Origin of the sequence: Leucobacter rhizosphaerae (genome assembly GCF_022919175.1) — a bacterium.
Lineage (GTDB): Bacteria > Actinomycetota > Actinomycetes > Actinomycetales > Microbacteriaceae > Leucobacter > Leucobacter rhizosphaerae.
Window position 1 is genome coordinate 924,365 of the sequence record NZ_CP095043.1, and the last position, 26,702, is coordinate 951,066.

Below are 26,702 nucleotides of genomic sequence, written 5' to 3' on the forward strand. Positions count from 1 at the left end.
AGACTTCCTCGTCTTGCGGGCCGATCGACCCTGGTGCGTGAATCCGTGCCCCGGGGATCGGGGCTCGGCAGGCTTACGGTCGCGTGTTCGTGCTGCGGAGCACGCGGAACCGGGTGACGCCAGAGTCGATGGCCCCCCGCACGTAGCCGGTGGGCGACGCGGCGACCGCGTGGAGGAACTCCACGGTCTGCGGGGTGATCTCCTCGCCGGGCATCACGTTCGGGATCCCCGGCGGGTAGGCCGCCAGCGTATCAGCGGAGACCCGGCCGACGGCCTCGGCCGCGGTGACGACCTCGGTCGCGCCGAAGAATCCGTCGCGCGGGGTGACCCGCAGGGCACCGGGATCCGGCAGCGCCGGGAACTCGGCGGCGTTCGCGACCGCGACCCGCTCGGCACCGGCCTCGGGCGACTCGACGGCGGCGACGAGCGCGCGGAAGACCGCGTCGACGTCGGGCGCCTTGCCCGCACCGATCACCGCGACGAGCGACGTCGCCGTGGACATCTCGAAGTACAGGTCGTCGGTCTCGATGAGACGCTGCCGCAACCAGTGCCCGCTGACCCCCGCGCCCGACACGTCGATCGGCACCCGCAGCAGGTCGGTGTCGACGATGTCGTTGAAACGCTCGAACGTGTCGCTCACGACCGCGAAACGGGCGTCGGTGCGCAGCAGCTCGCGGAAGCGCTGCGCGGTCTCGACGGAGCGGCCGATCGCGGTCTCGCCGGTGGCGAGCGCGTGCCGGGCGATGTCGAGCGAGGCGCGCAGGATCGCGCTGGTCGAGGTCGAGGCGGTCATGGCGAACGCGCGCTCGATGAGGGGCTCGAGCTGGTCGGCGAACGGGCCGTCGCCGAGGTGCAGCATGGCCGACTGGGTGAGGGATCCTGCGAGCTTGTGCGTGCTGGAGACGACGAGGTCGGCGCCGAGGCGGGCGGGCGACTCCGGGAGCGCGGGGTGGAAGCCGAAGTGGGGACCCCACGCGCCGTCGACGATGAGCGGTACGCCGTGGGCGTGGGCGACCTCGGACAGTCCGCGCACGTCGGAGACGGAGCCGAAGTAGCTGGGCGACACGATGTAGACGGCCGCGGCGGCGCGCTGCTCCCGTTCTGCCGCGGTCAGCGCGGCATCGAGCGCCTCGGGCGACACCCCGTGCGCCATGCCGTGCGCGGCATCGACCGAGGGGAAGACGAAGGACGGGGTGAGCCCAGCGAGCAGCACGCCGTCGCTGAAGCTCGAGTGCGCGCTGCGCTGCGACAGGATGTGCTCGCCGAGTCCGCGCACCGCGAGCGCCGCCGTGCGGTTGGCCTGCGAGGCGCCGTTCGTGAGGAACCAGGTGCGCCGCGCACCCCAGGCGTCGGCCGCGAGGGCGAGCGCCTGATCGAGCGGAGAGTCCTCGCCGAGGTCGATGCCCTCGATGAGCATCGGCACGTCGAGCCGGAGGGTGCGCTCCCCCAGGAACTCGGCCAGCCGGCCGCTCACCCCGTGGTCGGTGCCGCCGTGCCCGGGCACCATGAGCTGCACGGGCTCGCGGGCGACGAACCGCTCGAGCGCGTCCGCGTAGGGGGTGGCGGCGTGGCGGGCGGGGTCGAGCCGAGTCGCCTCGGTGCGGGTCGCCTCGGTGCGGGTGCGATCGACGTCCGTGTCTGCGGGCAGGGCATAGAGCATGCGACCATCCTGTCGGCGCGGGCGGGCGGGCGGAATCCCCGAGACGACTCTGGCGTCACATACACTGGCTGTGACTGATCGAGCCTCGATCCTGTCGACCAAATACGTGATAGGTGACCCATGATCGATCTGCGACAGCTGCAGGCGCTGCGCGCCGTGCACAGCGAGGGATCCGTGACCCGCGCGGCCCGGCTGCTCGGCTGGAGCCAGCCCACGGTCGACTACCACCTGCACAACCTCGATCGACTCATCGGCGGCTCCGTGCTGCAGCGCTCGACCCGCGGCAGCACCCTCACCCCCGTCGGCCACCTCGTGCTCGAGCGCGCGCACGAGATCCTCTCGCTCAGCGACCGCACGCTCCGCGACGCCCGCGAGCTCACCCAGATGGGCCAGGTGCGCCTGCGCTTCGGCACGTTCCCGACCGCGGCCGCGCGGCTTCTCCCCTCGATCGTCGCCCAGGTGAACGACCTCGGGATCGACATCGACGCCGTGCTCGAGGAGGTCGCGCCGCTCGTCACGCACGTCAATCAGCGCAAGCTGGACGCCGTGCTCGTGTACTCGGTGCCGGGGTACGACCTGCCGTTCCGCGGCGACATCATCGCGACCGAGGTGCTGCGGGATCCGCTCATGCTCGCACTGCCCGAGGGCCATCCGCTGGCGAGCCGATCCTCCATCGACATCGCGACGCTCCTCACGCTGCACGAGGAGCAGTGGCTGCTCGGCGCCACCGAGAACGACCCCATGGACAGTGTGGTCGTCGACGCCTTCGCGGCGGCCGGCCTCACGCTCAACGTCGCGATCCGCACCGACGACTTCCAGGTGATGCTCGCCATGATCGCCGCGCGCATGGTGATCGGGCTGGTGGCGAAGCTCGCGACCGGACCGACGCACCCGGGGGTCGTGCTGCGGCCCATCGAGGATCCGTCGTTCGCGCGCTCCGTATTGCTCGCGGCCCCGGCCGCGGGCGGTTCAGGATCCGCTGCTGTTCGGGGATCCGCTGGTGCGACCGGCGGGCCCGGCCAGCCCTCAACGGCGGTGCGCCAGCTCGCCGCGGCGATCCGGCACGCGGTGGGGGCGCTCGAATGAGCGCGCGCGCGTTCCTCGACCGCCACCAGGTCGCGTTCTGCCTCGCGGCGATCGGTTTCGGCGCAGTGCTCGGGCTCGCCGCGCCGGTCGTGGCCCACCCGGCCGAGATCCTGATCACACCGGTGCTCGCGCTGCTGCTCTACGCGACCTTCCTCGGCGTCCCGTTCGGGCGACTCGGACGATCGCTGCGCGACGGTCGGTTCCTGGCGACCGTGCTCGCGGTGAACGTCGTCGCGGTGCCGGCGGTCGTGTGGCTCGTGACCCGGCCGATTGCCGACCAGCAGCCGCTGCTCATCGGCGCACTGCTCGTGCTGCTCACCCCGTGCGTCGACTACGTCGTGGCGTTCACCGGGCTGGCGGGCGGGGCGAAGGATCGTCTGCTCGCCGCCACACCGCTCCTCATGATCGGGCAGATGCTCACGCTGCCGCTCTTCCTCGGCTGGTTCGCCGGTCCGTCGTTCGCCGCTGAGCTCGACCTGAGGCCGTTCATCGAGGCGTTCATCTGGCTGATCGTGGTGCCGCTCGGGGCGGCCGGGGTGACGCAGGCGATCGGGCGCACACGCGGGGGCCGGCTCCTCCGATCCGCCGGCGAAACGGGCATGGTGCCGCTCATGATGCTCACCCTCGCCACCGTGGTCGCCTCGCAGGTCGGCGCGGTCGGCGCGCGGCTCGGCGAGCTCGCTGCGCTGATCCCGCTGTACCTCGGATTCGCCGTGCTGCTGGTGGCAGTGGGGCTCGTCGCGGGCCGGTGGGCCGGACTCGACGTGGCGGGTCGGCGCGCAGTGGTGTTCAGCGGGGTGACGCGCAACTCGCTCGTGGTGCTGCCGCTCGCACTCGCGCTGCCGCCGGCCTTCGCGATCACGCCGCTCGCCGTGGTGACGCAGACGCTCGTCGAGCTGGTGCTCATGGTGGTGCTGGTGCGCGTGGTGCCGATGCTGGTGCGAACCCGGGCCTAACGCGCCACGGGTTCCGAGACGACCAGCGCGGCCCGCCGTTCGTGGGGCGGACCGCGCAGGTCAGTGTCGATCGCAGCGGATCAGCCGCGCGGGGTGCTCAGCCGGATCAGGCCGTGCGGCGTCGGCGTGCGAGGAGCATCAGCGATCCGGCGCCCACCAGCAGCGTGAGCCCCGCGAGCAGAAGCCCCGGTGCCGCCGTGCCACCGGTCGCGGCGAGGCCCGCGGGTGTGCCGCCGGCGATCGGCGTCGGAGCGGGCTTCGGGGTCGGGGTCGGGGCCGCGTCGACCGTCACCACAAGAGTCGCGCTGCTGCTGAAGAGCCCGTACGTGCCGGGCACGAACCGGAGATCGACCTGGTGGGTGCCGACCTCGAGGCCGGTGATCGGACCACTGCCGACACCGTTCTCGACCTGGAACGGCTCGCCGAGCGGTGTGTCGCCGAGGAACGCCTGGACGGTGCCGTCGACCGGTGGTCCGGCGGGCAGAGCCGTGACCTCCACCTCGACGACCGCGGGGTGCTCGATCGTGCCGCTCAGCTGCGACACCTTCGGCACCAGCGCCGTGTCGATCCCGTCGACCTGCAGCTCGACCGGCTCGCTCTCGGATGCGCCGAAGCCGGGGGCGGGCAGGAAGCGCGCCGTGACCTCGTGCTGGCCGAGCGCCGTGTCGGAGAGGGTGACCGCGAAGGTCGTCACACCGTCACCCGGAGCAGCATCGGGCTCATCGGCGTTGACCTCCGCGAAGACGACCTCGCCGTCGACCAGCAACTCGATGCCGCTGCGAGGATCGGCCAGGTTCGCTTCGCTGATGTTGCGCACCGTCGCGGTGAAGGTGACGGGGTCCCCCGCGCGGACGTGCGAGTCCGACAGCGCGAGGTCCGTTGCGGTCTCGGCCTCGGTGATGACGATCGGCGAGGCAGCGGACTCAGACACGGCGTAGTTGCCTGCCGTGTCGCCGAGGTACGCCACGGAAAGGTCGGTGGTGCCGAACGGGATGATCGTGTCTTCGAACAGCACGGAACCGTCCGCGGCGAGATCTGCCGTTGCGATCGAGGTGCCATCGGCGAGCAGGGCTGCGGATCCGCTGACCCCGGCAGGACTCGCCGTCACCTGCGCGGCGACGTCCACGGGGGTGAACGCGACGGCCTGGCCGGGAACGCTCGTGATGGCGGTCGTGGTGGTCGCCTGCGCGATCGTCACGGTGAACGGAGCGCTCTCGGAGGGCGCCGCGTCGTCGAAGGGGAAGCCGGGCGAGTACCCCGGGAACTTCGCGACGACCTCGTGGGTGCCCGCGGAGATCAGCGGCTCCGCCGGGATCAAGGCCCAGTACTGACCGCTGCCGATGTAGATGAGGAAGCCCTCGCCCACGACCTCTCCGTCGACCTCGAGGGTGATCGGAGCACCCATGAGCAGGGACGGTCCGTCGAGCGAGACCGTGCCGGTGATGATGAGGGACTGCCCGTAGACGGTCGGCGTGATGAACTCGCCGAGCGTGGTGGTGGTGGTGATACCGTCCTCGACGGCGAACGGTGCGGCGGCGGGTGCTTCGGCCGCGGGCGCCTCGGGAGCCGCGAACGCAGCGGTCGCGGGGGCGGATCCGACCCCCGTGGCGACCAGTGCCGCCGCGAGCAGGAGCCCGATCCGGTGAGTGAGCGAAGTTCGACGGGTGCGGTGATCCTGCGCAGCGGCGGACAGGGATCGACGGAGAGGAATCTGCATACACTCAACGTAGATTTAGATGGTGACCAACATTGCCCTGTATGCACAACACTGCGCGAAATGGATCAATTCTGCGCGTTCTGGGCGCAAGGCGGGTCACTCCGAGGGTCGCTCCGGGATCCCGCGCAGCCGCGTCGGCGGGACGCCGAACGTTTCGGCGATCACTCGGTGCATGGTCGACGTCGCGCTGAAGCCTGATTGCTCCGCGATGGTGGCCAGGCGCACGCGGGCCTGCGCGGGATCCCGCAGCAGCGCGTGCGCGATCCGCGCCCGCTCACGCCGGATCTCTCCGGCGACCGTGGTGCCACGATCCGTGAACTCGGCTTGCAGGCGGCGCAGGGAGCATCCCACCCGCTGAGCCAATGCGCGTGGATCGAAGTCGACGTTTGTGCACTCCTCGACGATGACCGCCTGCGCGTGGCCCCAGATGTCAGTGCTCGAGTGCCCCTGGGGCGATCCGGAGCCGAATCGGTCGCGCAGCACCGCGCCGGCCATCTCGACGATGAGGCGTGATGCGGTGAGGCTCTCCCCCGGACCCGCCGTCGCGTCGTGCCCCACCGAGGCGAGATAGCCGGCCATCGCGCGCTCCGGCAACCGCATCGTCTCGAAGACCCGAGCGTGCTCCGGGAGGGCCGGCAGAAAGGGTCGCAGTGCATCCGTCGCGATGCGCGCGACCAGGAAGCGCCACGGGGTGATGAACCGCACGTGCTGCGGCAGACCGCTCGGAGCGATCATGAGCGGGCCGGAGCACTCCTCCCACGCTGAGCCGACCGAGTGCGTGAAGGTCCCCGCCTCGACGAAGATGAAGTCCATCGTCGGCATGCCCGGCGCGAGGGGCCGCCGCTCGATCTCCTGCGCCTCGCCGGAGGCGCTGACGAGCAGCACCGGGCCGAGCGCGTGCACGGCGGCGTTCATGCCGAGGGGGCCGCGGCCGCGGGTGCCCTCGCGCACCAGATCCGCGCCTGCGAACTGCTCGATCGATCGGTCCGAGATCTTCCGCGGGGCGTCGGTGGGTGCCATGCCCTCCAGCGTAGGAGATCGGCGCCGGGTGCGGGCGGATTCCCGATCGCGGTTGTGGGTTCCGGATCGCGAGTTCCGTTGCCCGATCCCCTACGGTGGGGGCATGCGCGATCGTCTCACGGCCCGTCCCTCCGCTCATCCTGCCCGCCCGCTTTCCCGGTCGCTCGCCGGCGCGCTCGCGGGGCTGCTCCTGCTCGCGGGGTGCGCGGATCCGGATCCCGGCGCGAATGCCGACCGGACGGGTGATGCTGCGGCGCCCTCGGGTTCCACCGCCGATGACGCGGCTTCGACGTCGGGCGATCCTGTGCGCGCCGGCGACTGCCCGGTGCTGCCGAGTGGATTCTCCTATCTGAATACGATCGACCCGAGCATCGACGTCGACCTTCGGTACGCCTCGACCGACAACTTCACCGGGGAGGTGGTCGACGGCTACGGCGACGCGAACGCCGTCGTACTGCGCACGGACGCCGCGACGGCACTCGCGGGGGTGCAGGCGACGCTCGCGGATGCCGGGCTCGGACTGCTGGTGTACGACGGGTTCCGGCCGACGCGAGCCGTCGACTCCTTCATGGCGTGGTCGCGGACGGACGACGACCGCACCCGCGACGAGTACTACCCCGAGTTCTCGAAGCCCGAGCTGTTCGAGCTCGGGTACATCGCCGAGCAGTCGGGGCACTCGCTGGGCGGCACGGTGGATCTCACGCTCGTCGAGCTCGACAGCGGTGAGCCACTGGACATGGGGAGCCCGTTCGACCTGTTCGATGAGCGGTCGCACTATGCGGCCGAGGGCATCGGCGACGATGCGTTCGTCAATCGGACGCTGTTGCGCGAGGCGATGATCGCCGCCGGGTTCGAGCCGTATCCGCAGGAGTGGTGGCACTTCTCGTATCCGGTGCCCGAGGGGGCGGAGCGGCTCGACTTTGCGCTGGAGCCCTGCGGGTGAGGGGCGGCTGTGGAGAGGGTCTGGGGTGTGTTGGCCACGCACACCGGGGTGTGAGCGACCAATAGCTCGCGGTCGATTCCCAGCGCATATTCGGGTTCGGGAATGTTTCTGGGCTCGGGCTCGATTTGGTGATTTTCGGTCCGTGAATGTCGGTGGGTGCTGGTTGACTGCGGGCATGCGCACCACCACCGAGCCTCCCGTCACGGACCGCAGCACCGCGGGCCCGGACGCTGGTCGTGCTGCGTCTGCTGGGCCTGGTGGGTCTTCGGCTGGCCGGGTGGCGGATCTTGCCGCTCCGGCGTACGCAATCCTGGCCGCGTCGCTCGTGAAGATCCGCGCCCAGATCAACACCCTCCACGCCGCCGAGGCCGCGCTGCTCGTCATGGGTGACGAGCTCGCTGCTCTGGTTGCGGCGCGGGATGGGCACACGGATCACGGGGAGTTCGAGCATCGTGCGGTCGCGGCAGAGTTCGCGGCCGCCGTGCACGAATCGGACCGGACCATGGCGGGCCGGATCAGCCGGGCACGCACCCTCGTCGAGCACTACCCGACGGTCATGGCTGCACTCACAGCCGGACGCATCTCTCACGCCCACGCGGCGGTGATCACTGATGCCGGGAGCACCCTCACCGATCCTCAGTCCCGTGCCGGATACGCGGCCGCGGTGCTCGAAGTTGCTGAAACCAACACGGTGGGCCGGTTGCGGCCGGTCGCTCGTGAGTTCGCGGAACGATTCGCAGACCGCACCCTCGACGACCGACACCAGGACGCCCGCGCCTGCCGCATGGTGCGCGTGACCGAACTCGACGACGGCATGGCCGACCTCACCGCCACCCTCCCCGCGGTCTACGCCTCCGGCATCAAGGACCGACTGAACCAGATGGCCCGGTTGGTGAAGCAGAACGAACAGGCCTGGGCCGATGATCAGGCCCATAACGTCTCTGGCTTGGGTACCGAACCGGGCAGCGGCGCACCTTCAGGGGAATCCGAAGGGGAATCAGCAGCCACAGCCCCGACGGTCCGATCCATGGACCAGATCCGCGCTGATTTATTCACGGATATGCTCCTCGCCAGCGACCCCAACCACGCCGCCACCAGCGGCCTCACCGGCATCACGGGCATCCAGGCACGGATCCAGGTCATCGTGCCGAAGGAAAGGGTCACGGGCGAAGATGAACCCTCACCCCCGGGCACCAAGTCCGGCGGTCACCGAGCAACAGGCACCCCACCGGCCACTCTCGCCGGGTACGGCCCCATCGACACCGACACCGCGAGGCACCTCGCCGGACACGCCACCCACTGGGAAGAAGTGACGGTGGATCCCGACACCGGCACCGTGCTCTCCGTCGACACCTACCGACCCAACACAAAACTCCGGCAGTTCCTCCGAGCACGAGACCTCCACTGCCGCTTCCCCGGCTGCCACACCCCCACCGCACACTGCGACATCGACCACACCATCGACGCCGCACACGGCGGACCCACCACCAGCACCAACCTCGCACACCTCTGCCGCAGACACCACACTCTCAAACACCACAGCCGGTGGACCGTCACCCAAACCCGACACGGCACCCTCACCTGGACCAGCCCCGCCGGCACCCACTACCCCGAGCGAGCACCCAGCACCGTCAGATTCCGACGCACGACGGAGCAGCCGCCCGGCCCGCCATGTTCAGAACCACCCGGTGAACAGCAGCCAGAGCGACCCGGTCAACAGCGGCCCAAGCCACCAGGCTCACGGCAGCCGGACCAACCCGCCCCCTAGATCTTCGCGGCGACCTGCTCGGAGCCGACGGGTTCAGCGCCGCGCCCGTCGAGGGCGTCGATGTACCGCAGCACGATCCCCTCGCGCAGCGCCCACGGCGAGATGTTCAGCGTCTCGACCTCGAACACCTTCATGGCGGTGCGCAGCACGATCGCCCCGGCCATGATCTGGTATCCGCGCTCCGGCGTGATCCCGGGCAGATACTCGCGCACCGTGGACGGCATGTCGCGCAGCGACGGTTCCCACTCACGAAGCCCGGTGTAGTGCAGCTGCGCGAGGTCACCGGTCTCGGGGTCCGGCGGCCCGCCGATGAGCCGGGCGAGCGACCGGATCGTCTTCGAGGTGCCGACGACCCGCTTCGGGCGCGGCCGATCGGCGAAGAACTCCTCGCGCACCCGCGTGAACTCAGCGCGCGCGTGCGCCCGGAGCCGCGACACGGCCTCGCGCGGCGGCGGATCCTCAGCGAGGAAGTTGATCGTCGACCGCCCGGCGCCGAGCGGCAGCGACACCTGCACATCCGGGTACTCGTCGGCGCCCTGGGCGATCTCGAACGATCCGCCGCCGATGTCGAACAGCAGCACCTCGCCGGCCGACCAGCCGAGCCAGCGGCGCACCGCGAGCATCGTGATCCGTGCCTCATCCTCGCCGGAGAGCACCTGCAGCTCGACCCCCGTCTCCCGGGTGATCCGTGCCAGCACCTCCTCGCCGTTCGTCGCCTCGCGGATCGCGCTGGTCGCCGTCGAGATCAGGTCGTGCACGCCGATCTCGCGGGCCGTCTGCACCGACAGCTTGATGGCGTCGACGATGAGCTGCACGCCCTCTTCGACGATCGCACCCTCAGCATCGAGGTAGCGCATCAGCCGGACGGTCGAGCGTTGCGAGTGAAACGGCACGGGACTCGCACCGGGGTGCGCGTCGACCACGAGCAGATGGACGGTGTTGGATCCCACATCGATGACGCCGAGTCGCATGGGGAGAGTCTAGTGGGACTCGAGTGGGACGTGCCGCCTGGTTCATCGCCTACGCTGAGACCATGGCATCCCCGAGCATCGACGCGCAGCTCCTCGAGGAGTTCACCGTGGACTCCACATCCGCGACGCCACCCTTCCGCCAGCTCCATGATGCGGTGGTGCGCGGGATCGACGCCGGCCGCCTCCATCCCGGGCAGCGTCTGCCGACCACACGCGCCCTCGCGGGGCATCTCGGACTGGCCGTGAATACCGTCGCGGGCGCCTACCGCGCCCTGGAAGAGGCCGGGATCGTCGAGGGGCGCGGCCGCGCGGGCACCTTCGTGTCGCTCGACGCGGATCCGGTGCGGGCGTCGGCCCGGCGGATCGCCCTCGACGCGGCCACTCGACTGCGGGACCTGGGACTCACGCGCGAGCAGAGCCGCGCACTGCTCGTCGAGGCCGTGGAGACGCTCGAGGCAGGCTAGTAGGCGCTTGTGCTCAGCTGAGCACCGTCCGCCCCAGCGCCGCCCGACCCAGCACCGCTCGGCTCGCTCGCATCCCACTCCGCCAGGATCGCAGCGGTGCCCGACACCCCGAAACGGGTGGCGCCCGCCGCCCAGAGTTCGCGCACGGCGGCAGCGGTGCGGATCCCGCCCGAGGCCTTGACCCCGAGGCGTCCGCCGACGGTCTGCGCCATGAGCCGCACGGCGTGCACGCTCGCCCCGCCGGCGGGATCGAAGCCGGTGGAGGTCTTCACGAAGTCCGCCCCGGCCGCCTCCGCGGCCCGGCACGTCCCGACGATCTGCGCGTCGCTGAGGGCCGCCGACTCGATGATCACCTTGAGCACCCGGCCCGGGCAGGCCGCGCGGACGGCCGCGATCTCCGCCGTCACGGCGCTCCACTCGCCGGACGCCGCAGCCTCGCGCACGAGCGCGCGATTCACGACCATGTCGATCTCGGCGGCGCCATCGGCCACCGCGCGCTCGGCCTCGGCGGCCTTGATCGCCGCGTGGTGCACTCCCGACGGAAACCCGACCACCGTCACGATCTCGCGACCGTGCGCGTGTGCGGGCAGCAGGGACGGGCTCACGCAGACCCGCGCGACCCCGAGCTCGGCCGCGGATCGCAGAAAGCCGTCGAGCTCATCCGGAGTCGTGCCCGGGGCGAGGAGGGTGTGATCGGCGATCGCGAGGAACTCGGCCGCGGAGAGCGGCTCCCGCGAACGCAGTGGATCGGTATCGAGCGAGGCAGCAGAAGAGGCAACGGAAGAGGCATCAGCGGGCATACCTCGATCCTACGGGCCGGGGTGGGGCCGGGGTAGCACCGGGCCTGCAGGGCAGACCCGGTCCTCGAGCGCGTCTACCCAGCCTTCCGCTTCGAGGTGCGCTTCGACCCCCGGCTCGCGGGAGTGCTCGCCGCGGCTCCGGATTCAGCCCCCGACGCAGCACCGGCTTCGTGCTCCAACACCTGCACCTGGGTCGGTCCGGTGTTCGCACTGGTGCTCGTGCGGCTGCTGGGACTGGTACTCACACTGGTTCGAACACCATCCGATCGCACATCCGACCGCACCTCCGAGCGCACCGCACCGAGGCGCCGGCGCCGGTCGCTGGTGCGCGCGAGATCCCGGCGCAGTCGCCGGTCGCCGTGGTACAGGATCGCCTGCCAGTTGACCCGCGCGGTGGGATCCACGAGGCTCTCGGCCGTCTTCTTCTTGGGCTTCTGCGGCACGTAGAGCCACCCGACGACTCCGAGCACGGTGTCGACGATCGACGCGCGGATCCCGATGAACGAGAGCGTCGCCCAGCTCGCGAGCACCGCGTTGAACGTCGCGAACGCCGCGTTGCCCCAGTTGCCGAGGTTGTAGTCCCGGATCGCCGTGAAGATCGAGAAGCCGATGATCACGTACGGCAGCACCACGTAGATCGCGGGGGCGGCCGTACGCCCGGTCACCTTCGGCGTGCGCGCGAAGGGGATCTTCTCCCCGGTGACGCCCTGCTGCACCGACTTGATGACACCGGCGAGGTTCACCGGCAGGAGCACGAGGTTGAAGCCGTACACCCGGAAGATGTCGCCGTACCGGTGCCCGCTCGCCCGGAGGTCGAAGCCCATCGACAGGAAGTAGGGCAGCGCCGCCGCGATCACGAGCGGGCTGAGGAGCCGCGAGTCGAACGGGAAGAACAGCAGGAAGAGCAGCCCGAAGCTCGCCCACGCGAGCGACGACATGTAGTTCGTGCGCAGCATCTTCTCGGTGCTGCGCGCCCGCGCCGGGGTGCCTCGGCGGGCGCGCACCATCTCGAAGAACTTCGGCATGATGAGCAGGCCGCCGTTCGCCCAGCGCCGCCGCTGCACGATGAGCGAGCCGAAGTCGGGTGGGGTCGCACTGTAGCTCAGGCGCTCCGGGTAGTTCTCGAGCGTCCAGCCGTGCAGCCCGAGGTCGATGCTCGACTCGGTGTCCTCGATGACGGTGCGATCCTGCACGTAGGTGGTGATCTCGAACCCGCCCACCGTCTCCGAGACGGCGATGTCGGCGAGCGCCTCCTTGCGGATGACGGCGTTCGCCCCCACCCAGAACGTGGCGTTGAAGTAGGTGAGGCCCTGGTGCTGGATGTGCTGCAGGTCCGTCGTCGCACCGGCGATGCGCTCGATGCGCGTCGGGGCGCCGCGGAACGACGAGTACGGCGTCTGCGTCACGGCGACGCGCTCGTTCTCCGGCTGCTCCAGCAGGTAGACGAGGCGGATGCAGTAATCGCGCAGCAGCTGCGAGTCGGCGTCGAGCGTGAGCAGGTAGCGGCTGTCCGGGATCACGAGGTCGGCCTCGGAGTGGTCGTGCCGGCCGAGCGGCTCGAGGATCCGCTCCCCCGTCTCGCTCTCGATCCGGTACCGCCCGCCCATGAGCGAGATGTACGAGTTCAGGTTCATCGCCTTGTTGGGTTCCTGCGACAGCGACGCGTACTGCTTGCGCTCGAAGTACGACAGGCCCGCGCTGAAGATCCAGACGAGGCGGCGGTGCAGCTGCGCGAGGCGATCCCGATCGGGCGACGCACCCTGATCCGCGGCCGCGTCGAGCGCGAGCCGCGTCAGCCGCAGGTCGCTCGAGAGCCCGAGGAGCACCTGCTCCGCGAAGAACTCGGACATGTGGTCGTGCATGGTCTCGTTCGCGGCCATCGTGTCGAGCCAGGCCGCCGCGGCGCCGTACGCCTCCGCGGTGCGGCGCGCATCGTCGGGCCCGGGCTGTGCCGGCGCGAGGCGCTCGAACGCCTCGAAGGCGCGCTCGGCCTCCGCACGCGGCGCCTCGAGCTCCTGCGCGATCTCGGCGAGCAGCCCGCGCGTGCGGTTGAGCCGCGCCAGCTCCTCGCCCTGCAGCCCCTCCTCGCGGTCGTCGATGAGCAGCACGATCCGGATATCCGGGAACTCCTGCAGCGCTGCCGACCACAGCGTGTAGCGCACCACCTCGGGCTCTTCGTCGTAGCTCGGGATCAGCACCGTGACGGTGTCATCGGACTCGGCGAAGTGGGCATCGAGCAGCCCCCGCTCCACGCGCCGATGCTCGCGGAACCGCACCATCGCGCCGTAGCGGGCGGTGAGGTACATGAGTGCCGAGAACGTGAGCCCGGTGATCGTGAGTGCGTAGATCCAGGTCTGCAGGTGGAAGACGAAGGACTCCCGCGGCCCCTCGATCAGCATCCGCATCACCGTGGTGATCATGTAGGCGAACCAGGCGAGCACGGTGATGAGGATCGCGGCGCGAGCCCACACGATCGCCGCCGAGCTCGGGCGCGAGTGCATGATCGCGAGCGGCTCCGAGCGCCGCTCGGCACCCCACTGCCGCCGTCGCGCGCGCGTCGTTGCGTCTGTCAAGGATCCCCCCAGTTCCTCGGTCGCAGTCCGCCTCCCCCGAGAGGCGAATCCTGCGAATGTGCCGCGACCGTGTCCACTCGATCCCTCAGAGCAGCGACTTCTGGACACAGTCAACGCACTTGCGGCTATCCTAACTGACGGGGAGTCGCAAATTCGACCGTGAATTGTGCGCGAAATCAGGCGTGGGGGTCTGCATGGCGAAGTGGTATCCGGGGCGTCGTCTGTCCTGGTTCAGATTGTCCGTGGTGCTCGTGGTGATCGCGGGGCTCGTGGGTGGCGGCTTCTACGCCGTGAACAGCTGGCAGGATCACCAGATTGCCACCGAGCGCAAGCCGTGGTTCGATGCCTACGTCGACGTCACCTCGACCCCGAGCCTCGCGTTCGAATCGCCGGGGGACGAGGGCCAGCGCAACGTCGTGCTCGCGTTTGTCGTGGCCTCCCCCGAAAACTCCTGCACTCCGACCTGGGGCGGGTACTACACGCTCGACCAGGCGGGTGAGACGCTCGACCTCGACCGTCGCCTCGCGCAGTTCCGACTGCAGGGCGGATCCGCGATGGTCTCCTTCGGCGGCCAGGCGAACTCCGACCTCTCGCTCGTGTGCGACGACGACGACCAGCTGCGCCAGGGCTACGAGGCCGTCATCGACCGCTACGAGCTCGGCAGCGTCGACATGGACATCGAGGGCGAACTGCTCACCGACACCCCGGCCGTGCAGCGCCAGGCCGCGGCGATCGCGGAGATCCAGGAGTCGCGCACCGAGACCGAAGGACTCGACGTCTGGCTCACGCTTCCCGTCGGCCCCGACGGATTGACCTTCGACGGCGCCGAGGCCGTGCGCGCGTACATCGAGGCCGGTGTGCAGATCGCCGGTATCAATGCGATGACCATGAACTACAACTCGGGCACCGACGACGACCTCTCCGACATCGTCATCGACAGCCTGAACGCGACCCAGGCGCAGCTGCAGTCGCTGTACCAGGAGGCCGGCATCAACGTCGGAGACGCCACCGCCTGGAGCCGGATCTCGGCCACCCCCATGATCGGGCAGAACGATGTGCGCGAGGACATCTTCACCGTCGAGGACGCGCAGAAGCTCGCGGCCTTCTCCGTCGAGAAGGGCATGTCGCGGCTGTCGATGTGGTCGCTGAACCGCGATCAGCAGTGCGGGGCGAACTGGCCGGATCTCCGCCGGGTCTCCGACTCCTGCAGCGGGGTCTCACAGGCCGCGGGCGAGTTCGCCAAGACGTTGCGCACCGATCGCCCGGGCACGCTGATGCAGATCAGTGAGGAGTTCCCCGAGGCCGACGACGAGATCGTGCCCGATGATCCCGAGACGAGCCCGTACCCGATCTGGAACACCGATGCGTCGTACCCCGAGGGGTCGAAGGTCGTGTGGAACCACAGCGTGTACGAGGCGAAGTGGTGGAACGAGGGCGAGCAGCCCGATTTGCCGACCGAGAACGGCGCGCAGTCGTGGCGGCTGCTCGGCCCCGTGCTCCCCGGCGAGAAGCCGGTCGCGCGACCCGAGATCCCGGCGGGCACCTACGCCGACTGGGCGAAGGCGACCGAGTACCGCAAGGGCGACCGGGTCATCTTCGACGGCATCGGCTACGAGGCGAAGTGGTGGAGCCAGGGCGACAGCCCCGACGCCGCGCTCGTGCAGCCGGACGCCTCGCCCTGGCGTCAGCTCACCGACGCGGAGGTCGCGCGCATCGCTGACGGAGCGGGAGCCGCGGACGGCGCTGGGGCGTCGGACACTGCTGACACCCCCGAGCCAACGGCCGAATAGCTCCGGGGCCCCGTCCCCGGGCGAGTTCCAGAGCTAGTCCCGGAACGGACCGACCCGCTCGACGCGGACCACGGGCTCGCCGAGCTCCTCGGACTCGGCGAGGTCGACGATCCCCTCGATACCCCAGTCGCGGTCTCCCGCGGGGTCCAGCAGCACCTGCCGGAACCGCCACTCGCCACTCGCGGCGGGGCTCCGATCGATCTCGAGGAGTCGCGCCGCGCGGGCGTCACCGTCGACCCGGATGTCGTCGTACTCGGTGAAGTACCCGGCCAGGGCGTCGCGCCAGCGCTCCTCGCCGAAGCCCTGCGGTCCATCGAGCGCCGCGAGTTCGGCGTAGCGTTCGAACGACGCCGCCTGCACTCGGCGGAAGAGGGCGTTGCGCAGCATCACGAGGAAGGCGCGCTCGTTGCCGAGCACCGAGCGGGCGGGCGGCGGCACGTCGATCGGCCGGTCGTGGCGGGCGCGGTGCTCCTCGGGATCCGGGTGGGCCAGCTCCTCCCACTCGTCGATGAGGCTCGAGTCGACCTGGCGCACGAGCTCGCCGAGCCAGTCGGTGAGCTCCTCGAGCTCCGGGCTCTTGGCCTGCTCGGGCACGGTGCGCTCGATCGCCCGGTAGGCGTCGCTCAGGTAGCGCAGCACTCCGCCCTCGGACCGCCCGAGCTGGTAGAACGACACGAGGTCGCGGAACCCGAACGCGCGCTCGATCATGTCGCGCACGACCGACTTCGGCCGGAGCTCGTAGTCGCGCGCCCACGGCACTTCCTTGAGGTACTCCGTGAAGGCCTCGCCGAGCAGCTCCTGCAGCGGCTGCGGGTAGGTCACCGCCTCGAGCAGCTCCATCCGCTCGTCGTACTCGATGCCCTCGGCCTTCATCGCCGCGACGGCCTCGCCGCGCGCCTGGTGCTCCTGCGCCCGCAGGATCGCCCGCGGGTGCTCGAGCGTCGCCTCGATGATCGAGATCACGTCGAGCGCATAGGTGTCGGACTCGGGATCGAGCAACTCGATCGCCGCGAGCGCGAACGGCGACAGCGGCTGATTGAGCGCGAAGTTCGCCTGCAGCTCGATCGTGAGTCGGAGAAGCCGGTGCCCGCGGGGATCCTCGTGGACCTCGACGATGCCACCCCGGCGAAGGGTCCGGAAGATGTCGATCGCCGTGCGGGCGTGCGCGAACTGCACCTCCCGGGGTTCGTGGCTGTCGAACACCAGCGTGCGCATGGTCTCGAGCGCCTCGCCCTCGCGCTGCTCCCCGCGGCCGATCACCCCGAGCACCATCGCGTGGGTGACCCGCATGCGGCTCACGAGGGGCTCCGGCTGCGAGGCCACGAGCTTCTCGAGCGTCGCCTCGGACCATGCGATGAATCCCTGGGGCGGCGCCTTCTTGCGCACCGGTTTCGCCTTTTTGCCGCCGTTCTTGCCGCCGGCGGCCTTGGCTTCGGCCTTCGCGACCGCCTTCGCGTTCTCGATCTCGTGCTCGGGCGCGAGCGCGATGACGTCGCCCTCGGTGTCGTAGCCGGCGCGGCCCGCGCGGCCCGCGATCTGGTGGAACTCGCGCGCCGAGAGCCGGCGCATCTTCTCGCCGTCGAACTTCGTGAGCGCGGTGATCACGACGGTGCGGATCGGCACGTTGATGCCGACCCCGAGCGTGTCGGTGCCGCAGATCACGCGCAGCAGCCCCCGCTGGGCCAGCTGCTCGACGAGACGCCGGTACCGGGGCAGCATGCCCGCGTGGTGCACGCCGATGCCCGACCGGACGAGCCGCGAGAGCGTCGAGCCGAAGCCCGTCGAGAATTTGAACTCCCCGATCGCCGCGGCGATCTCGTCGCGGCCGGCGCGATCGACGATCTTGATGCTCGCGAGCGCCTGGGCCTGCTCGACCGCGTGGGACTGGTTGAAGTGCACGAGGTAGGCGGGCGTCTGCCGGTCGGCGAGCAGCGTCTCGACCACCTCGTGGGCGGGCGACACCTCGTAGGCGAAGTGCAGCGGGACGGGGCGCTCCACGCCCGTGACGAGCGCGGTGTCGCGGCCGGTGCGCCGCGACAGGTCGTCGGCGAGCTCGGTCACGTCGCCGAGGGTCGCCGACATCAGCAGGAACTGCGCGCGGCCCATGAGGAGCAGCGGCACCTGCCACGCCCAACCGCGGTCGGGCTCCGCGTAGAAGTGGAACTCGTCCATGACCACCTGGGTGATCCCGCCCGCGTCGCGGTCGCGGATCGCGAGATTCGCGAGGATCTCGGCCGTGCAGCACAGGATCGGCGCGTCGGGGTTGATCGAGGTGTCGCCGGTGACCATGCCGACGCGCTCGGCGCCGAAGACGTCGACGAGGTCGAAGAACTTCTCGCTCACGAGCGCCTTGATCGGGGCCGTGTACACGGTGCGCTCCCCGGCGGCGAGCGCCGTGAAGTGCGCGCCGAGCGCCACGAGCGACTTGCCCGTGCCCGTCGGGGTCGCGAGGATCACGTTGCTGCCGAGCGCGATGCCGAGCACCGCCTCCTCCTGCGCCGGGTAGAGGCGCAGCGCCTTCGCCTCCCACGCCCACTCCTCGAAGGCGGCGAACACGTCGTCGGGTTCGGCGAGGCCGACGCCCGTCGCGCGGGCATCGTCCAGAATCGTTCCGAGATGCATGGGTGAGGGCTCCTGGCCGGTCTAGGCGTCCGACGCGTCGTCGCCGCGCGACAGCTCGGCGAACTTCGTCTGCATGGTGGGGTTGCCGCGCGTGAGTTTTTTGATCGACACGCCCTGCGCCTTGTCGTTGGCGAGCCGCAGGTTGTTCTCGGACTTCAGCAGGTTGTCCTTGACCTTCTGCATCTCGGCGATGGAGGTGTCGATGCGCTTGATCGCCTCCTGGAACTGACGCGACGCGAGATCGTAGTTGCGACCGAACGCGTCTTTGAAGCCGTCGAGCTCGCTCTCGAAGTTCGTGATGTCGATGTTCTGCGACTTCACGTGCTCGAGTTCGGCCTTGTAGCGCATCGCGTTGAGCGCGGCGTTGCGGAGCAGGGTGATGAGGGGCAGGAAGAACTGCGGACGCACGACGTACATCTTCGGGTAGCGGTGCGACATGTCGACGATGCCGCCGTTGTAGAGCTCGTTGTCGGGCTCCAGGAGCGACACGAGCACCGCGTACTCGCAGCCCTTCTCGGTGCGGTCCTTGTCGAGCTCCTTCAGGAAGTCCTCGTTCCGGTGCTTCGTCGCCGTGCCGTCGGCCTCGTTTTTCATCTCGAACATGATCGACACGATCTCGAGCCCTGCCAGGTCGTGGTCACGGAAGATGAAATCGCCCTTGCTGCCGCTGCGCGCGTCATTGTCCTTCTCGAAGTACGCGTTCGGAAAGGCGGTGGCGCGGAACTGGTTGAAGGTCATCTCGCAGTGCTGCTCGAGCGTCTCGCCGATCATCTTGGTCGACAGCCGCGCCTTCATGTCGCGGAGCCGCTCGATCGCGTCGTCACGATCCTTGATCTGGGTCTCGTAGCGCTCCTGCAGCGCCTTCTCCGCGAGCTGCTTCTCGAGCTCCGCGCGCTCGAGATCGCTCTTGAGGGCGTCGCGCTGCTTCTCCACGGCTCCGACCGCCTCGGTGATCGCGAGCCGGCGCGACAGGTCGCCCGACTCGACCTTCGCGCGGAGCTCCTGGAGCTCGGCCGCTCGCGCGGCCTCCTGCTGCTGCATGCGAGCCGTGAGCGTCGATTCGATCCGCTCGACCTCGGTCTCGGTGTCGCGCTTCGCCTGCGCCAACTCGGCGGCCAGCGCGTCGCGCTCCTTCTCCACGGCCCCGAGGGCCTCCGCCACCGCGAGCTTGCGGGCGGTCTCCCCCGCGTCGAGCTGCGCCTGCAAGCGCTGGACCTCGGCGGCACGGTCGGACGCTGCGCGCTGCAGCTCCGCCTGCTGCTCGGCCGTTGCCCGTTGCAGCTCGGCCGCGGCCTGGCTGCGCGCCAGTTCGAGGGCGTTGCGCTTGTCGAGCTCCGCGAGCTCGAGACGCTCGTGCAGCTGCTGCTCGAACGCGCTGTCGCGCACCTGCTGCAGGATGTCCGCGTACCCGGCCTCGTCGAGCGTGAACTCCTTGCCGCAGTGCGGGCACTTGATCTCCTGCATCGAGGGCTCCTTCGGGTCGGGACGAGCGGTACCCGTCCAGCCTGGCACAGGCGTGCGACATTCGCGGGCTACCCGACGACGTCGAACTCCCGGAGTCGCTTGCGATCGCCCTTCGACGACGAGGCCTGCAGCGCGAGCAGCTCGGCGTAGATGCCGCCCGACGTCTCGAGCTCGCGGGGCGTGCCGATCTCGTCGATCCGGCCGTCGCGCAGGGTCACGATCCGGTCGACCTCGGCGATCGTCGAGAGCCGGTGCGCGATGATGAGGCTCGTCCGCCCCTCCATCAGGTCGTCGAGCCCCGCCTGCACGAGTCGTTCCGACTTCGTATCGAGCGCCGACGTCGCCTCGTCGAGCACGAGGATCGGCGCGTCCTTCAGGATCGCCCGGGCCACCGCGATGCGCTGCTTCTGCCCACCGGAGAGTTTGATCCCGCGCTCGCCGATCGGCGTGTCGTAGCCGAGCGGGAACTTGCGCACGAACACGTCGACCGCCGCCCGGGCCGCTGCGGCCTCGATCTCCGCGCGCGACGCGTCGGGGCGCCCGTAGGCGATGTTCTCGGCGATGCTTCCGGAGAACAGGGCCGGTTCCTGGAACACGACGCCGATGTTGCGGCGGAGGTCGTCGAGGTCGGTGCCCGATCCCGCGATCTCGATCTGGCCCTCGCGCACGCCGTACAGGCCCATGAGCAGGCTGGTCAGGGTGGTCTTGCCGCCGCCCGACTCGCCGACGAACGCGACCCGCTCACCCGGCGCGACGTCGAAGGTGATGTCGGTGAGCACGTCCTCCCCGCCGTAGCCGAAGTGCACGCCCTGGAACGACACCGAAGGGGCGCCGGGCGAAAGCGCTGCACCATCGGGCCGTGCACCCTCACGACCCGCACCGTCGCGCGCGGGATCGACGGGCCGCGCTCCGCCGCCGTCGACGCGCACGGGGTCGAGATCCATGACCTCGAAGTACGACTTCGAGCCGGCGATCGCCCGCTGCGCGGTGTCGACCACCCAGCTGAGGCTCGTCACCGGCTGCCGGGCCATCGCGATGAGCTGCACGAGCATCACCATCTCGCCGAGGGTGAAATACCCGAGCACCGTGCGCACGAAGATGATGGAGTACAGCCCGAAGAAGATGACGTGCAGCACGCCCTGTCGGATCGCGTCCATGCGGTGCCAGTGGCGCGACTGCTCCGCCGTCAGCGACTCGGTGGCCCGGAAGCGGTCGCTGAAGGCCGCGAGCTCGCGGCGCTCCCCGACGAAGGACTTCACGACGCGCATCTGGCCGACGACCTCGGCGAAACGCCCCGACGCCACGTCGACATGCTCGTTCTTGTCGCCCTCGAGGCGCTGCCAGCGCCGACTCGTGAGCGCCGTCAACCACAGGTAGACCGGGTACGCCACCGCGAGGAGCACGGCGAGCGGCCAGTAGTACCAGGCGCTGATCGCGAGCACCGCGATCGTGGTGAGCAGCATGGTCACAAACATGTTCGAGAACGACTTCATGAAGTTCGTGATCTCGGAGATGGAGCGATTCAGCCGCGCGACGATCGTGCCCGTGAGCTCGGAGTCGTAGTACCGCTGCGGCAGGGCGAGCAGCTGCTCGAAGTAGCGGGTCGACAGGATCGTGCGCATCTTGGCGCTCATCACGTCGCCCCAGTAGCCGCCGATGTTGCCGATGACCGCCTCGACGAGACTGACGGCGAGAAGCGCGAGCGCCAGCACGAGCACCGTGACGATCGTCGAGGACACGGCCTCCGGATCGAGGGCGCGAGCGTCGCCCGAGGCGTCGCCGAACGCCTGCACGATCGCGTCGGTGGCGCTGCCCGTGATGAACGGGACCGCGAGACCCGCGCCCGTGACGATCGCGGCCGCGACCATGATCCCGACGTAGTAGGGCGTGAGGGAGCGGGTGAACCGCAGGATCCTGATGAGCGGTGCCATGGGTCGTGCACCTCCTCGGTCATTCAACAAAGCACTCCAGGGCCTGTAACGCGCGGAGCGCTCGGATTCTTCCGCCGGATTCGAGGAGTAGGCTCGGCAACCATGGCCGACCCGATCCTCTTCCGCCCGTTCACGCTCCGCTCGCTCGAGATCCGCAACCGCCTCTGGGTGGCGCCGATGTGCCAGTACTCGGTCGACGCCGAGGACGGGATCGTCGGGGACTGGCACCTCCAGCACCTCGGAGGGCTTGCGCGCGGCGGCGCCGGCGTGGTGTTCATGGAAGCGACCGGAGTGACGCCCGAGGGCCGGATCAGCCCGCGCTGCCCCGGCATCTGGAGCGACGAGCAGATCCCGCCGCTCGCCCGCATCACCGCCGCCGCGCACGCGCACGGCGCGAGGATCGGGATCCAGCTCGCGCACGCGGGCCGCAAGGGCTCGACCGTGCCCTCGCTCCCCGGTCTCGGCGACGGCACCGTGCCCGTCTCCGAGGGCGGCTGGCAGACCGTCGCCCCCTCCGCCATCGCCTACGGCGACTTCGACGTGCCGCGCGCGCTCGAGGCGTCCGAGCTGCCGGAGCTCGTGCGCGCCTTCGCCGACGGGGCGAACCGCGCCGTGCAGGCCGGGTTCGACCTGGTCGAGGTGCACGCCGCTCACGGCTACCTGCTGCACGAGTTCCTCTCTCCCCTCTCGAATCACCGCACGGACGCCTACGGTGGCGATCTCGCGGGCCGCTCCCGGCTGCTCCGGGACATCGTGCGCACGATTCGCGCGGAGCACCCCGAGCTGCCGATCTCCGTCCGCATCTCGGCGACCGAGTGGGTCGAGGGCGGATTCTCCGTCGAGGAGTCCGTCGAGCTGTCCTCCTGGCTCGCCGAGGACGGCGCCGACCTCGTCGATGTCTCCTCCGCCGCCAACGTGCCGTACGCGCCGATCCCGGTCGGGCCCTCCTACCAGGTCGGTCTCGCGGCCGAGGTGCGCCGGGGGCCGCTGCCCGTCGCCGCAGTCGGGCTCATCACGTCGGCCGCGCAGGCCGAGGGGATCCTCGCGACGGGCCAGGCGGACGTGATCCTGCTCGCGCGCCCGGTGCTCGCGAACCCGCACCTGCCGATCGCGTGGGCCCACGAGCTCCGTGCGCCCTCAGCTGCCTCACTCGTGCCGCCGCAGTACGCCAGGGCGCGGTTCTAGGCGAGGCCCGCACGGGCGAGACGCGCACGGGCGAGATCCGCACTGCTGCAGAGATCTGCACTGCTGCAGAGATCTGCATTCCCGCTGACCGGATCGCCCGAGTCTCTCAGCAGGAACGCAGATCTCTGCACGAACACCCGACCCTGGGGCCCGTCATGTGAGAAGCTCTGGACATGACCGAGCAGCTCACCCCCGACGACGTCCTCCGCCTGCGCATGCGGGCCCTCGGGCTCACCGCCGACAGCTGGGCGGCTGTACCGGCGGGGCAGGCGGGACCGGCGGAGCAGGCCGGCGCAACGGAGGCAGGATCCGGCACGAACGAGAGCACCGGCACCGGCACCGGCACCGACCGGGTCTGCGCCGATCGCGGTACCGGCGCCGAGCGGATCACCGCCGTCGCTCGCCGCATGCTCGCCGTGCAGGGCCAGGACTGGCGGTCGTCCCGCTGGGCGCTCGGTGTGCGCGCGCCCGGATCCCGCGTCGACGACGTGCTCGAGGCCTTCGCCCAGCGCCGCATCGTGCGCTCCTGGCCCATGCGGGGCACCGTGCACGTCGTGCCCGCCGAGGACATCGGCTGGATGCAGGCCGCGACGAACCACCGGGTGCTGGCCGGCGCCCCGAAGCGCCGGGAATTCCTGGGGATGAGCGACGCCGCACTCGACCGCCTTGTGGAGACCTCACTCGCGGCGATCGACGCGACCCCCGGCCTCGACCGTGACGCCCTCGCCGCCGCCTGGACCGACGCGGGCATCGAGTGGCAGAGCGCCTGGCGGTACCACGTGGTCTGGTGGCTCTGCCAGAACGGTCTGGCGACGTTCGGACCGATCGGCGCGGGCGGCGAACCGCAGCTCGTGCGCGCCGAGGGCTGGATCGAGACGCCGCGGCAGCTCGACGGCGACGCCGCGCTGGCCGAGCTCGCCACCCGCTACGCGATCGGACGCGGCCCCGTGCGCGACAAGGACTTCGCGTGGTGGACCGGGCTCACCGTGCGCGAGGCGCGAGTCGGGATCGAGGCCGCCGCCGAGGCGGGCGCGCTCGTGCGGGCCGAGGCGCTCGACGCGGCCGGCGACCCGGTGCGCGGGGTCGCGGGGGCGCTGTGGGTCGATCCGGAGCTGCTGGGCAGCGTCAGCGACCGCGGCGACCTCCCCGAGTGGTCCCTGCTCACCGCCTTCGACGAGCACCTGCTCGGCTACACCGAGCGCGCCGTGCAGCTCGACCCCGAGCACTTCGACCGCATCGTGCCGGGCCGCAACGGCATGTTCCTCGCGACCGTGGTGCACCGCGGCCGGGTGGTCGGCACGTGGAAGCGCGCGCGCACGAAGCACGGCGGGCTCGAGGTCACGCCATTCCCCGGCAGCCGGATCGACGCGGCCGCCCTGGCGCCGCTGAACACGGTGGCCGCGGAGTTCCACGGCGTGCCGCCGGGCGAGGTGACGGTGGCTCAGGCGTGAGGGTGCGGCGCCACCGATAGAATCGGCCCATGGAAATCGGGCTCATCGCGGTCGTCGGCGTCATCATCCTCGTCGGCACCTCGATCCTCGGCGGCCGCATCGGCATCGCCGCGCCGCTCCTCCTCGTGGTGGTCGGGATCGGCGCCGGGTACCTCCCCTTCATCCCGCTCATCGAGGTCGACCCCGAGATCATCCTGCTCGGCGTGCTGCCGCCCCTCCTCTACGCCGCCGCGGTGAACGTGCCGCTCGTCGACTTCCGACGCAACTTCCGGCCGGTCATCGGGCTGTCCGTGCTCCTCGTCGTCATCTCGGCCGTGATCATCGGTGCGCTGGTGCACCTCGTCGTCCCGGTGATCCCGTTCCCCGTGGCGGTTGCGCTCGGCGCCGTCGTGAGCCCGACCGACGCGGTCGCCGCGACCTCGATCGGCAAGCGCCTCGGCATGCCCGACCGGGTGGTGTCGATCCTGGAGGGCGAGAGCCTCGTCAACGACGCGACGTCGCTGGTGCTACTCAAGACGGCGCTCGCGGCGATCGCCGGCAGCTTCGTGTTCTGGGACGCCGCGGGATCCTTCGCGTTCTCCGTCGCCGCCGCTGTGGTGGTCGGTCTGGTCATGGGACTCATCACGGTGTGGATCCGGTCGCACCTGCGCAACCCGGTGTACGACACGATGATCTCGTTCGTCGTCCCCTTCGTCGCGTTCATCCCGGCCGAGGCGATCCATGCCTCGGGCGTGCTCGCCGTGGTCGTGACCGGGCTCTACACGGGGCACCACGCCTCCCGCAGGTTCAGCGCCACCGCGCGCATGAACGAGCGGCTGAACTGGCGCACGGTGCAGTTCGCACTGGAGAACGGCGTGTTCCTGCTCATGGGCCTGCAGTTGCACGCGCTCGTCGAGGAAGTGGGCGAGAGCCCGCTGCGCCTCGAGCACGTCGGGCTGCTGTCGCTGGGGGTCGTGCTGCTCCTCATCCTGTGCCGGGCGGCCTTCCTGGTGCCGCTGATCGCGACGATGCGGCGCAACTCGCGCCTCTACGAGCAGCGCAGCGACGGCTTGTCGGCGCTCGCGCAGCAGGTGCGCGACGAAGAGGATCCGGACACCAAGAAGCTGCACCGGGTCGAGCTGCTCGAACAGCGCACCCGAGCCGACCTCACGCACGAGCGCGAGCAGCAGCTCGGGTGGCGCGAGGGCGCGGTGCTGTCGTGGAGCGGCATGCGGGGTGTGGTGACGCTCGCCGCCGCGCAGTCGATCCCGGTCGAGGTGCCATACCGCGCGCAGCTCATCCTCGTCGCCTTCGGCGTGGCCGTGGTAACCCTCCTGCTCCACGGGCTCACCCTCCCGCCGCTGATCCGGAAGCTCTGGCCCGAGGGTGCGGGTGCCGGCGCCAGCGCGGGGGAACTCGCCTCGCTCAAGAAGGACCTCATCGAGGCCGGGGACGACGCCATCGACGACGCGGTCGCGAACGAGGAGGGGGCGTCCGAGGCGGAGCGCACGGCGGCGACGGTCGTCGAGAAGGCCCGCACGAGCGCGCGGAGTGCCATGGCGCCTATCTCGCTCTCACTCGCCGAGACCGGGTCGCTCGTGCTGCCCGCCGACGAGACCCCGGCGCAGAGCTACCTGCGGCTCGCGCGGCTCGCACTCGACGCGCAGCGTGCGGCGCTGCTCGAGGAGCGGGCGATCGGGCGCTACAGCTCCGAGGCGCTGCGCACGGCCGAGCTCGCGCTCGACGTGCACGAGGCGCGCCTCACCCCGCCGTCGATGCACTGAGGCCGACGGGCGGGCTGGATACCAGGCCCGATTACGCCGCCCCGCGAATCGGGTTCAGGTGGTGGCTGAACACGATGCTGGTGCGCGTCGACGACACCGCCGGGTGCGCGGACAGGTGCTCCATGACGAAGTCGCGGACGTGATCCGAGTCCCGCGCGGCCAAGTGGATGATGAAGTCCTCGACACCGCCGAGGAAGAAGAGCTGCATGACCTCGGGCAGTGCTCGGAGCTCGTCGCTCATCTCGGCGATGCGCTGACGCGCCCCCGAACGCACGGTCACGCTCACGAGCACCTGGAGGTCCAGGCCCATCGCGCGCGGGTCGACCGTGGCGGTGAACCCCGTGATGATCCGGCGCGACACGAGGCTGCGCACGCGGGCGATGCAGGTGGAGGCGGCGACGCCGACGCGGTCGGCGAGCTCGGCGTTGGTGATGCGGCCATTGGCCTGCAGCTCCTCTACGATCTTCCGATCGATCTCGTCCAGCTCGATTTCGGGGCGCAGATTCTTCGAAGCTTCGGACATCGAAACCCTCCTTTC

19 protein-coding genes are annotated in these 26,702 nt (G+C 70.3%); 9 read left to right on the plus strand and 10 right to left on the minus strand.

All coding sequences use genetic code 11. From position 1 onward, the window contains the following. Window positions 1-73: 73 nt before the first annotated feature. Window positions 74-1,660: an aminotransferase class I/II-fold pyridoxal phosphate-dependent enzyme gene (locus tag MUN76_RS04270; protein WP_244687443.1), complete on the minus strand. Its 1,587-nt coding sequence runs from the start codon at window positions 1,658-1,660 to the stop codon at window positions 74-76. A gap of 120 nt (window positions 1,661-1,780) precedes the next feature. On the opposite strand from MUN76_RS04270, the gene MUN76_RS04275 reads away from it, so the two are divergent. Beyond that, the gene (locus MUN76_RS04275) at window positions 1,781-2,746 is read left to right on the plus strand and encodes a LysR family transcriptional regulator (protein ID WP_244687445.1); all 966 of its coding nucleotides are present in this window, start codon (window positions 1,781-1,783) and stop codon (window positions 2,744-2,746) included. After that, window positions 2,743-3,702, plus strand: coding sequence for an arsenic resistance protein (locus MUN76_RS04280; protein WP_244687447.1), 960 nt, complete (start codon window positions 2,743-2,745; stop codon window positions 3,700-3,702). Before MUN76_RS04275 ends, MUN76_RS04280 begins: the two co-directional genes overlap by 4 nt. 106 nt (window positions 3,703-3,808) lie before the next feature. Here the strand turns inward: MUN76_RS04280 and MUN76_RS04285 are convergent, their stop codons facing one another. Next, complete coding sequence (locus tag MUN76_RS04285) at window positions 3,809-5,419, minus strand: Ig-like domain-containing protein (protein ID WP_244687449.1); 1,611 nt, start codon at window positions 5,417-5,419, stop codon at window positions 3,809-3,811. Window positions 5,420-5,515: 96 nt separating this feature from the next. Then, a complete protein-coding gene (locus tag MUN76_RS04290; RefSeq protein ID WP_244687451.1) occupies window positions 5,516-6,439 on the minus strand; it encodes a helix-turn-helix domain-containing protein in 924 nt (307 codons plus the stop codon). Window positions 6,440-6,542: 103 nt separating this feature from the next. Here MUN76_RS04290 and MUN76_RS04295 point away from each other — a divergent pair, with 103 nt between their 5' ends. Then, window positions 6,543-7,382 carry a M15 family metallopeptidase gene (locus MUN76_RS04295; RefSeq protein WP_244687452.1) on the plus strand — a complete coding sequence of 280 codons (840 nt, stop codon included), beginning with the start codon at window positions 6,543-6,545 and terminating at the stop codon, window positions 7,380-7,382. A 277-nt stretch (window positions 7,383-7,659) separates the two neighbouring features. Continuing rightward, complete coding sequence (locus tag MUN76_RS04300) at window positions 7,660-9,150, plus strand: HNH endonuclease signature motif containing protein (RefSeq protein WP_244687454.1); 1,491 nt, start codon at window positions 7,660-7,662, stop codon at window positions 9,148-9,150. Here MUN76_RS04300 and MUN76_RS04305 read toward each other — a convergent pair. Further along, a complete protein-coding gene (locus MUN76_RS04305; protein ID WP_244687456.1) occupies window positions 9,147-10,121 on the minus strand; it encodes a Ppx/GppA phosphatase family protein in 975 nt (324 codons plus the stop codon). The two genes, MUN76_RS04300 and MUN76_RS04305, sit on opposite strands and share 4 nt — an antisense overlap. A 62-nt stretch (window positions 10,122-10,183) precedes the next feature. On the opposite strand from MUN76_RS04305, the gene MUN76_RS15485 reads away from it, so the two are divergent. Next, entirely contained in the window at window positions 10,184-10,585 is a 402-nt protein-coding gene (locus tag MUN76_RS15485; protein WP_256451805.1) for a GntR family transcriptional regulator, read from the plus strand. Here MUN76_RS15485 and deoC read toward each other — a convergent pair. Both deoC and MUN76_RS04320 read right to left on the minus strand, forming a co-directional pair. Further along, a complete protein-coding gene (deoC, locus tag MUN76_RS04315; RefSeq protein WP_244687457.1) occupies window positions 10,582-11,385 on the minus strand; it encodes a deoxyribose-phosphate aldolase in 804 nt (267 codons plus the stop codon). The two genes, MUN76_RS15485 and deoC, sit on opposite strands and share 4 nt — an antisense overlap. A gap of 74 nt (window positions 11,386-11,459) precedes the next feature. Next, entirely contained in the window at window positions 11,460-13,886 is a 2,427-nt protein-coding gene (locus MUN76_RS04320; RefSeq protein WP_244688659.1) for a glycosyltransferase family 2 protein, read from the minus strand. A gap of 266 nt (window positions 13,887-14,152) precedes the next feature. Here MUN76_RS04320 and MUN76_RS04325 point away from each other — a divergent pair, with 266 nt between their 5' ends. Continuing rightward, the gene (locus MUN76_RS04325) at window positions 14,153-15,748 is read left to right on the plus strand and encodes a chitinase (RefSeq protein ID WP_244687459.1); all 1,596 of its coding nucleotides are present in this window, start codon (window positions 14,153-14,155) and stop codon (window positions 15,746-15,748) included. Between the two features lie 33 nt (window positions 15,749-15,781). Here the strand turns inward: MUN76_RS04325 and MUN76_RS04330 are convergent, their stop codons facing one another. The 3 genes from MUN76_RS04330 to MUN76_RS04340 all read right to left on the minus strand — a co-directional run bounded on the left by MUN76_RS04330 (window position 15,782) and on the right by MUN76_RS04340 (window position 21,765). Further along, window positions 15,782-18,370, minus strand: a complete 2,589-nt coding sequence (locus MUN76_RS04330) for a DEAD/DEAH box helicase (RefSeq protein WP_244687461.1) — start codon at window positions 18,368-18,370, stop codon at window positions 15,782-15,784. A gap of 21 nt (window positions 18,371-18,391) precedes the next feature. Next, complete coding sequence (locus MUN76_RS04335) at window positions 18,392-19,834, minus strand: DUF2130 domain-containing protein (RefSeq protein ID WP_244687463.1); 1,443 nt, start codon at window positions 19,832-19,834, stop codon at window positions 18,392-18,394. A gap of 68 nt (window positions 19,835-19,902) precedes the next feature. Then, the gene (locus MUN76_RS04340) at window positions 19,903-21,765 is read right to left on the minus strand and encodes an ABC transporter ATP-binding protein (protein WP_244687465.1); all 1,863 of its coding nucleotides are present in this window, start codon (window positions 21,763-21,765) and stop codon (window positions 19,903-19,905) included. 102 nt (window positions 21,766-21,867) lie between these two features. Between MUN76_RS04340 and MUN76_RS04345 the strand changes: the two genes are divergently transcribed. The 3 genes from MUN76_RS04345 (at window position 21,868) to MUN76_RS04355 (ending at window position 26,164) form a co-directional block, all read left to right on the plus strand. After that, a complete protein-coding gene (locus MUN76_RS04345; RefSeq protein ID WP_244687467.1) occupies window positions 21,868-22,950 on the plus strand; it encodes an NADH:flavin oxidoreductase/NADH oxidase in 1,083 nt (360 codons plus the stop codon). 173 nt (window positions 22,951-23,123) lie between these two features. Further along, window positions 23,124-24,401: a winged helix DNA-binding domain-containing protein gene (locus tag MUN76_RS04350; protein ID WP_244687469.1), complete on the plus strand. Its 1,278-nt coding sequence runs from the start codon at window positions 23,124-23,126 to the stop codon at window positions 24,399-24,401. Window positions 24,402-24,430: 29 nt separating this feature from the next. Beyond that, the gene (locus MUN76_RS04355) at window positions 24,431-26,164 is read left to right on the plus strand and encodes a cation:proton antiporter (RefSeq protein ID WP_244687471.1); all 1,734 of its coding nucleotides are present in this window, start codon (window positions 24,431-24,433) and stop codon (window positions 26,162-26,164) included. 31 nt (window positions 26,165-26,195) lie between these two features. On the opposite strand, the gene MUN76_RS04360 is transcribed toward MUN76_RS04355, so the two are convergent. Continuing rightward, the gene (locus MUN76_RS04360) at window positions 26,196-26,687 is read right to left on the minus strand and encodes an Lrp/AsnC family transcriptional regulator (protein ID WP_244687473.1); all 492 of its coding nucleotides are present in this window, start codon (window positions 26,685-26,687) and stop codon (window positions 26,196-26,198) included. Window positions 26,688-26,702 lie beyond the last annotated feature (15 nt).

What these genes read in the sequence shown, in the direction of transcription:
- deoC (WP_244687457.1), bottom strand. Translation starts at nt 11,385, where the DNA reads ATGCCCGCTGATGCCTCTTCCGTTGCCTCTTCTGCTGCCTCGCTCGAT.
- MUN76_RS04275 (WP_244687445.1), top strand. Translation starts at nt 1,781, where the DNA reads ATGATCGATCTGCGACAGCTGCAGGCGCTGCGCGCCGTGCACAGCGAG.
- MUN76_RS04335 (WP_244687463.1), bottom strand. Translation starts at nt 19,834, where the DNA reads ATGCAGGAGATCAAGTGCCCGCACTGCGGCAAGGAGTTCACGCTCGAC.
- MUN76_RS15485 (WP_256451805.1), top strand. Translation starts at nt 10,184, where the DNA reads ATGGCATCCCCGAGCATCGACGCGCAGCTCCTCGAGGAGTTCACCGTG.
- MUN76_RS04350 (WP_244687469.1), top strand. Translation starts at nt 23,124, where the DNA reads ATGACCGAGCAGCTCACCCCCGACGACGTCCTCCGCCTGCGCATGCGG.
- MUN76_RS04295 (WP_244687452.1), top strand. Translation starts at nt 6,543, where the DNA reads ATGCGCGATCGTCTCACGGCCCGTCCCTCCGCTCATCCTGCCCGCCCG.
- MUN76_RS04305 (WP_244687456.1), bottom strand. Translation starts at nt 10,121, where the DNA reads ATGCGACTCGGCGTCATCGATGTGGGATCCAACACCGTCCATCTGCTC.
- MUN76_RS04360 (WP_244687473.1), bottom strand. Translation starts at nt 26,687, where the DNA reads ATGTCCGAAGCTTCGAAGAATCTGCGCCCCGAAATCGAGCTGGACGAG.
- MUN76_RS04345 (WP_244687467.1), top strand. Translation starts at nt 21,868, where the DNA reads ATGGCCGACCCGATCCTCTTCCGCCCGTTCACGCTCCGCTCGCTCGAG.
- MUN76_RS04280 (WP_244687447.1), top strand. Translation starts at nt 2,743, where the DNA reads ATGAGCGCGCGCGCGTTCCTCGACCGCCACCAGGTCGCGTTCTGCCTC.
- MUN76_RS04340 (WP_244687465.1), bottom strand. Translation starts at nt 21,765, where the DNA reads ATGGCACCGCTCATCAGGATCCTGCGGTTCACCCGCTCCCTCACGCCC.
- MUN76_RS04330 (WP_244687461.1), bottom strand. Translation starts at nt 18,370, where the DNA reads ATGCATCTCGGAACGATTCTGGACGATGCCCGCGCGACGGGCGTCGGC.
- MUN76_RS04285 (WP_244687449.1), bottom strand. Translation starts at nt 5,419, where the DNA reads ATGCAGATTCCTCTCCGTCGATCCCTGTCCGCCGCTGCGCAGGATCAC.
- MUN76_RS04355 (WP_244687471.1), top strand. Translation starts at nt 24,431, where the DNA reads ATGGAAATCGGGCTCATCGCGGTCGTCGGCGTCATCATCCTCGTCGGC.
- MUN76_RS04320 (WP_244688659.1), bottom strand. Translation starts at nt 13,886, where the DNA reads ATGCACTCGCGCCCGAGCTCGGCGGCGATCGTGTGGGCTCGCGCCGCG.
- MUN76_RS04325 (WP_244687459.1), top strand. Translation starts at nt 14,153, where the DNA reads ATGGCGAAGTGGTATCCGGGGCGTCGTCTGTCCTGGTTCAGATTGTCC.
- MUN76_RS04270 (WP_244687443.1), bottom strand. Translation starts at nt 1,660, where the DNA reads ATGCTCTATGCCCTGCCCGCAGACACGGACGTCGATCGCACCCGCACC.
- MUN76_RS04290 (WP_244687451.1), bottom strand. Translation starts at nt 6,439, where the DNA reads ATGGCACCCACCGACGCCCCGCGGAAGATCTCGGACCGATCGATCGAG.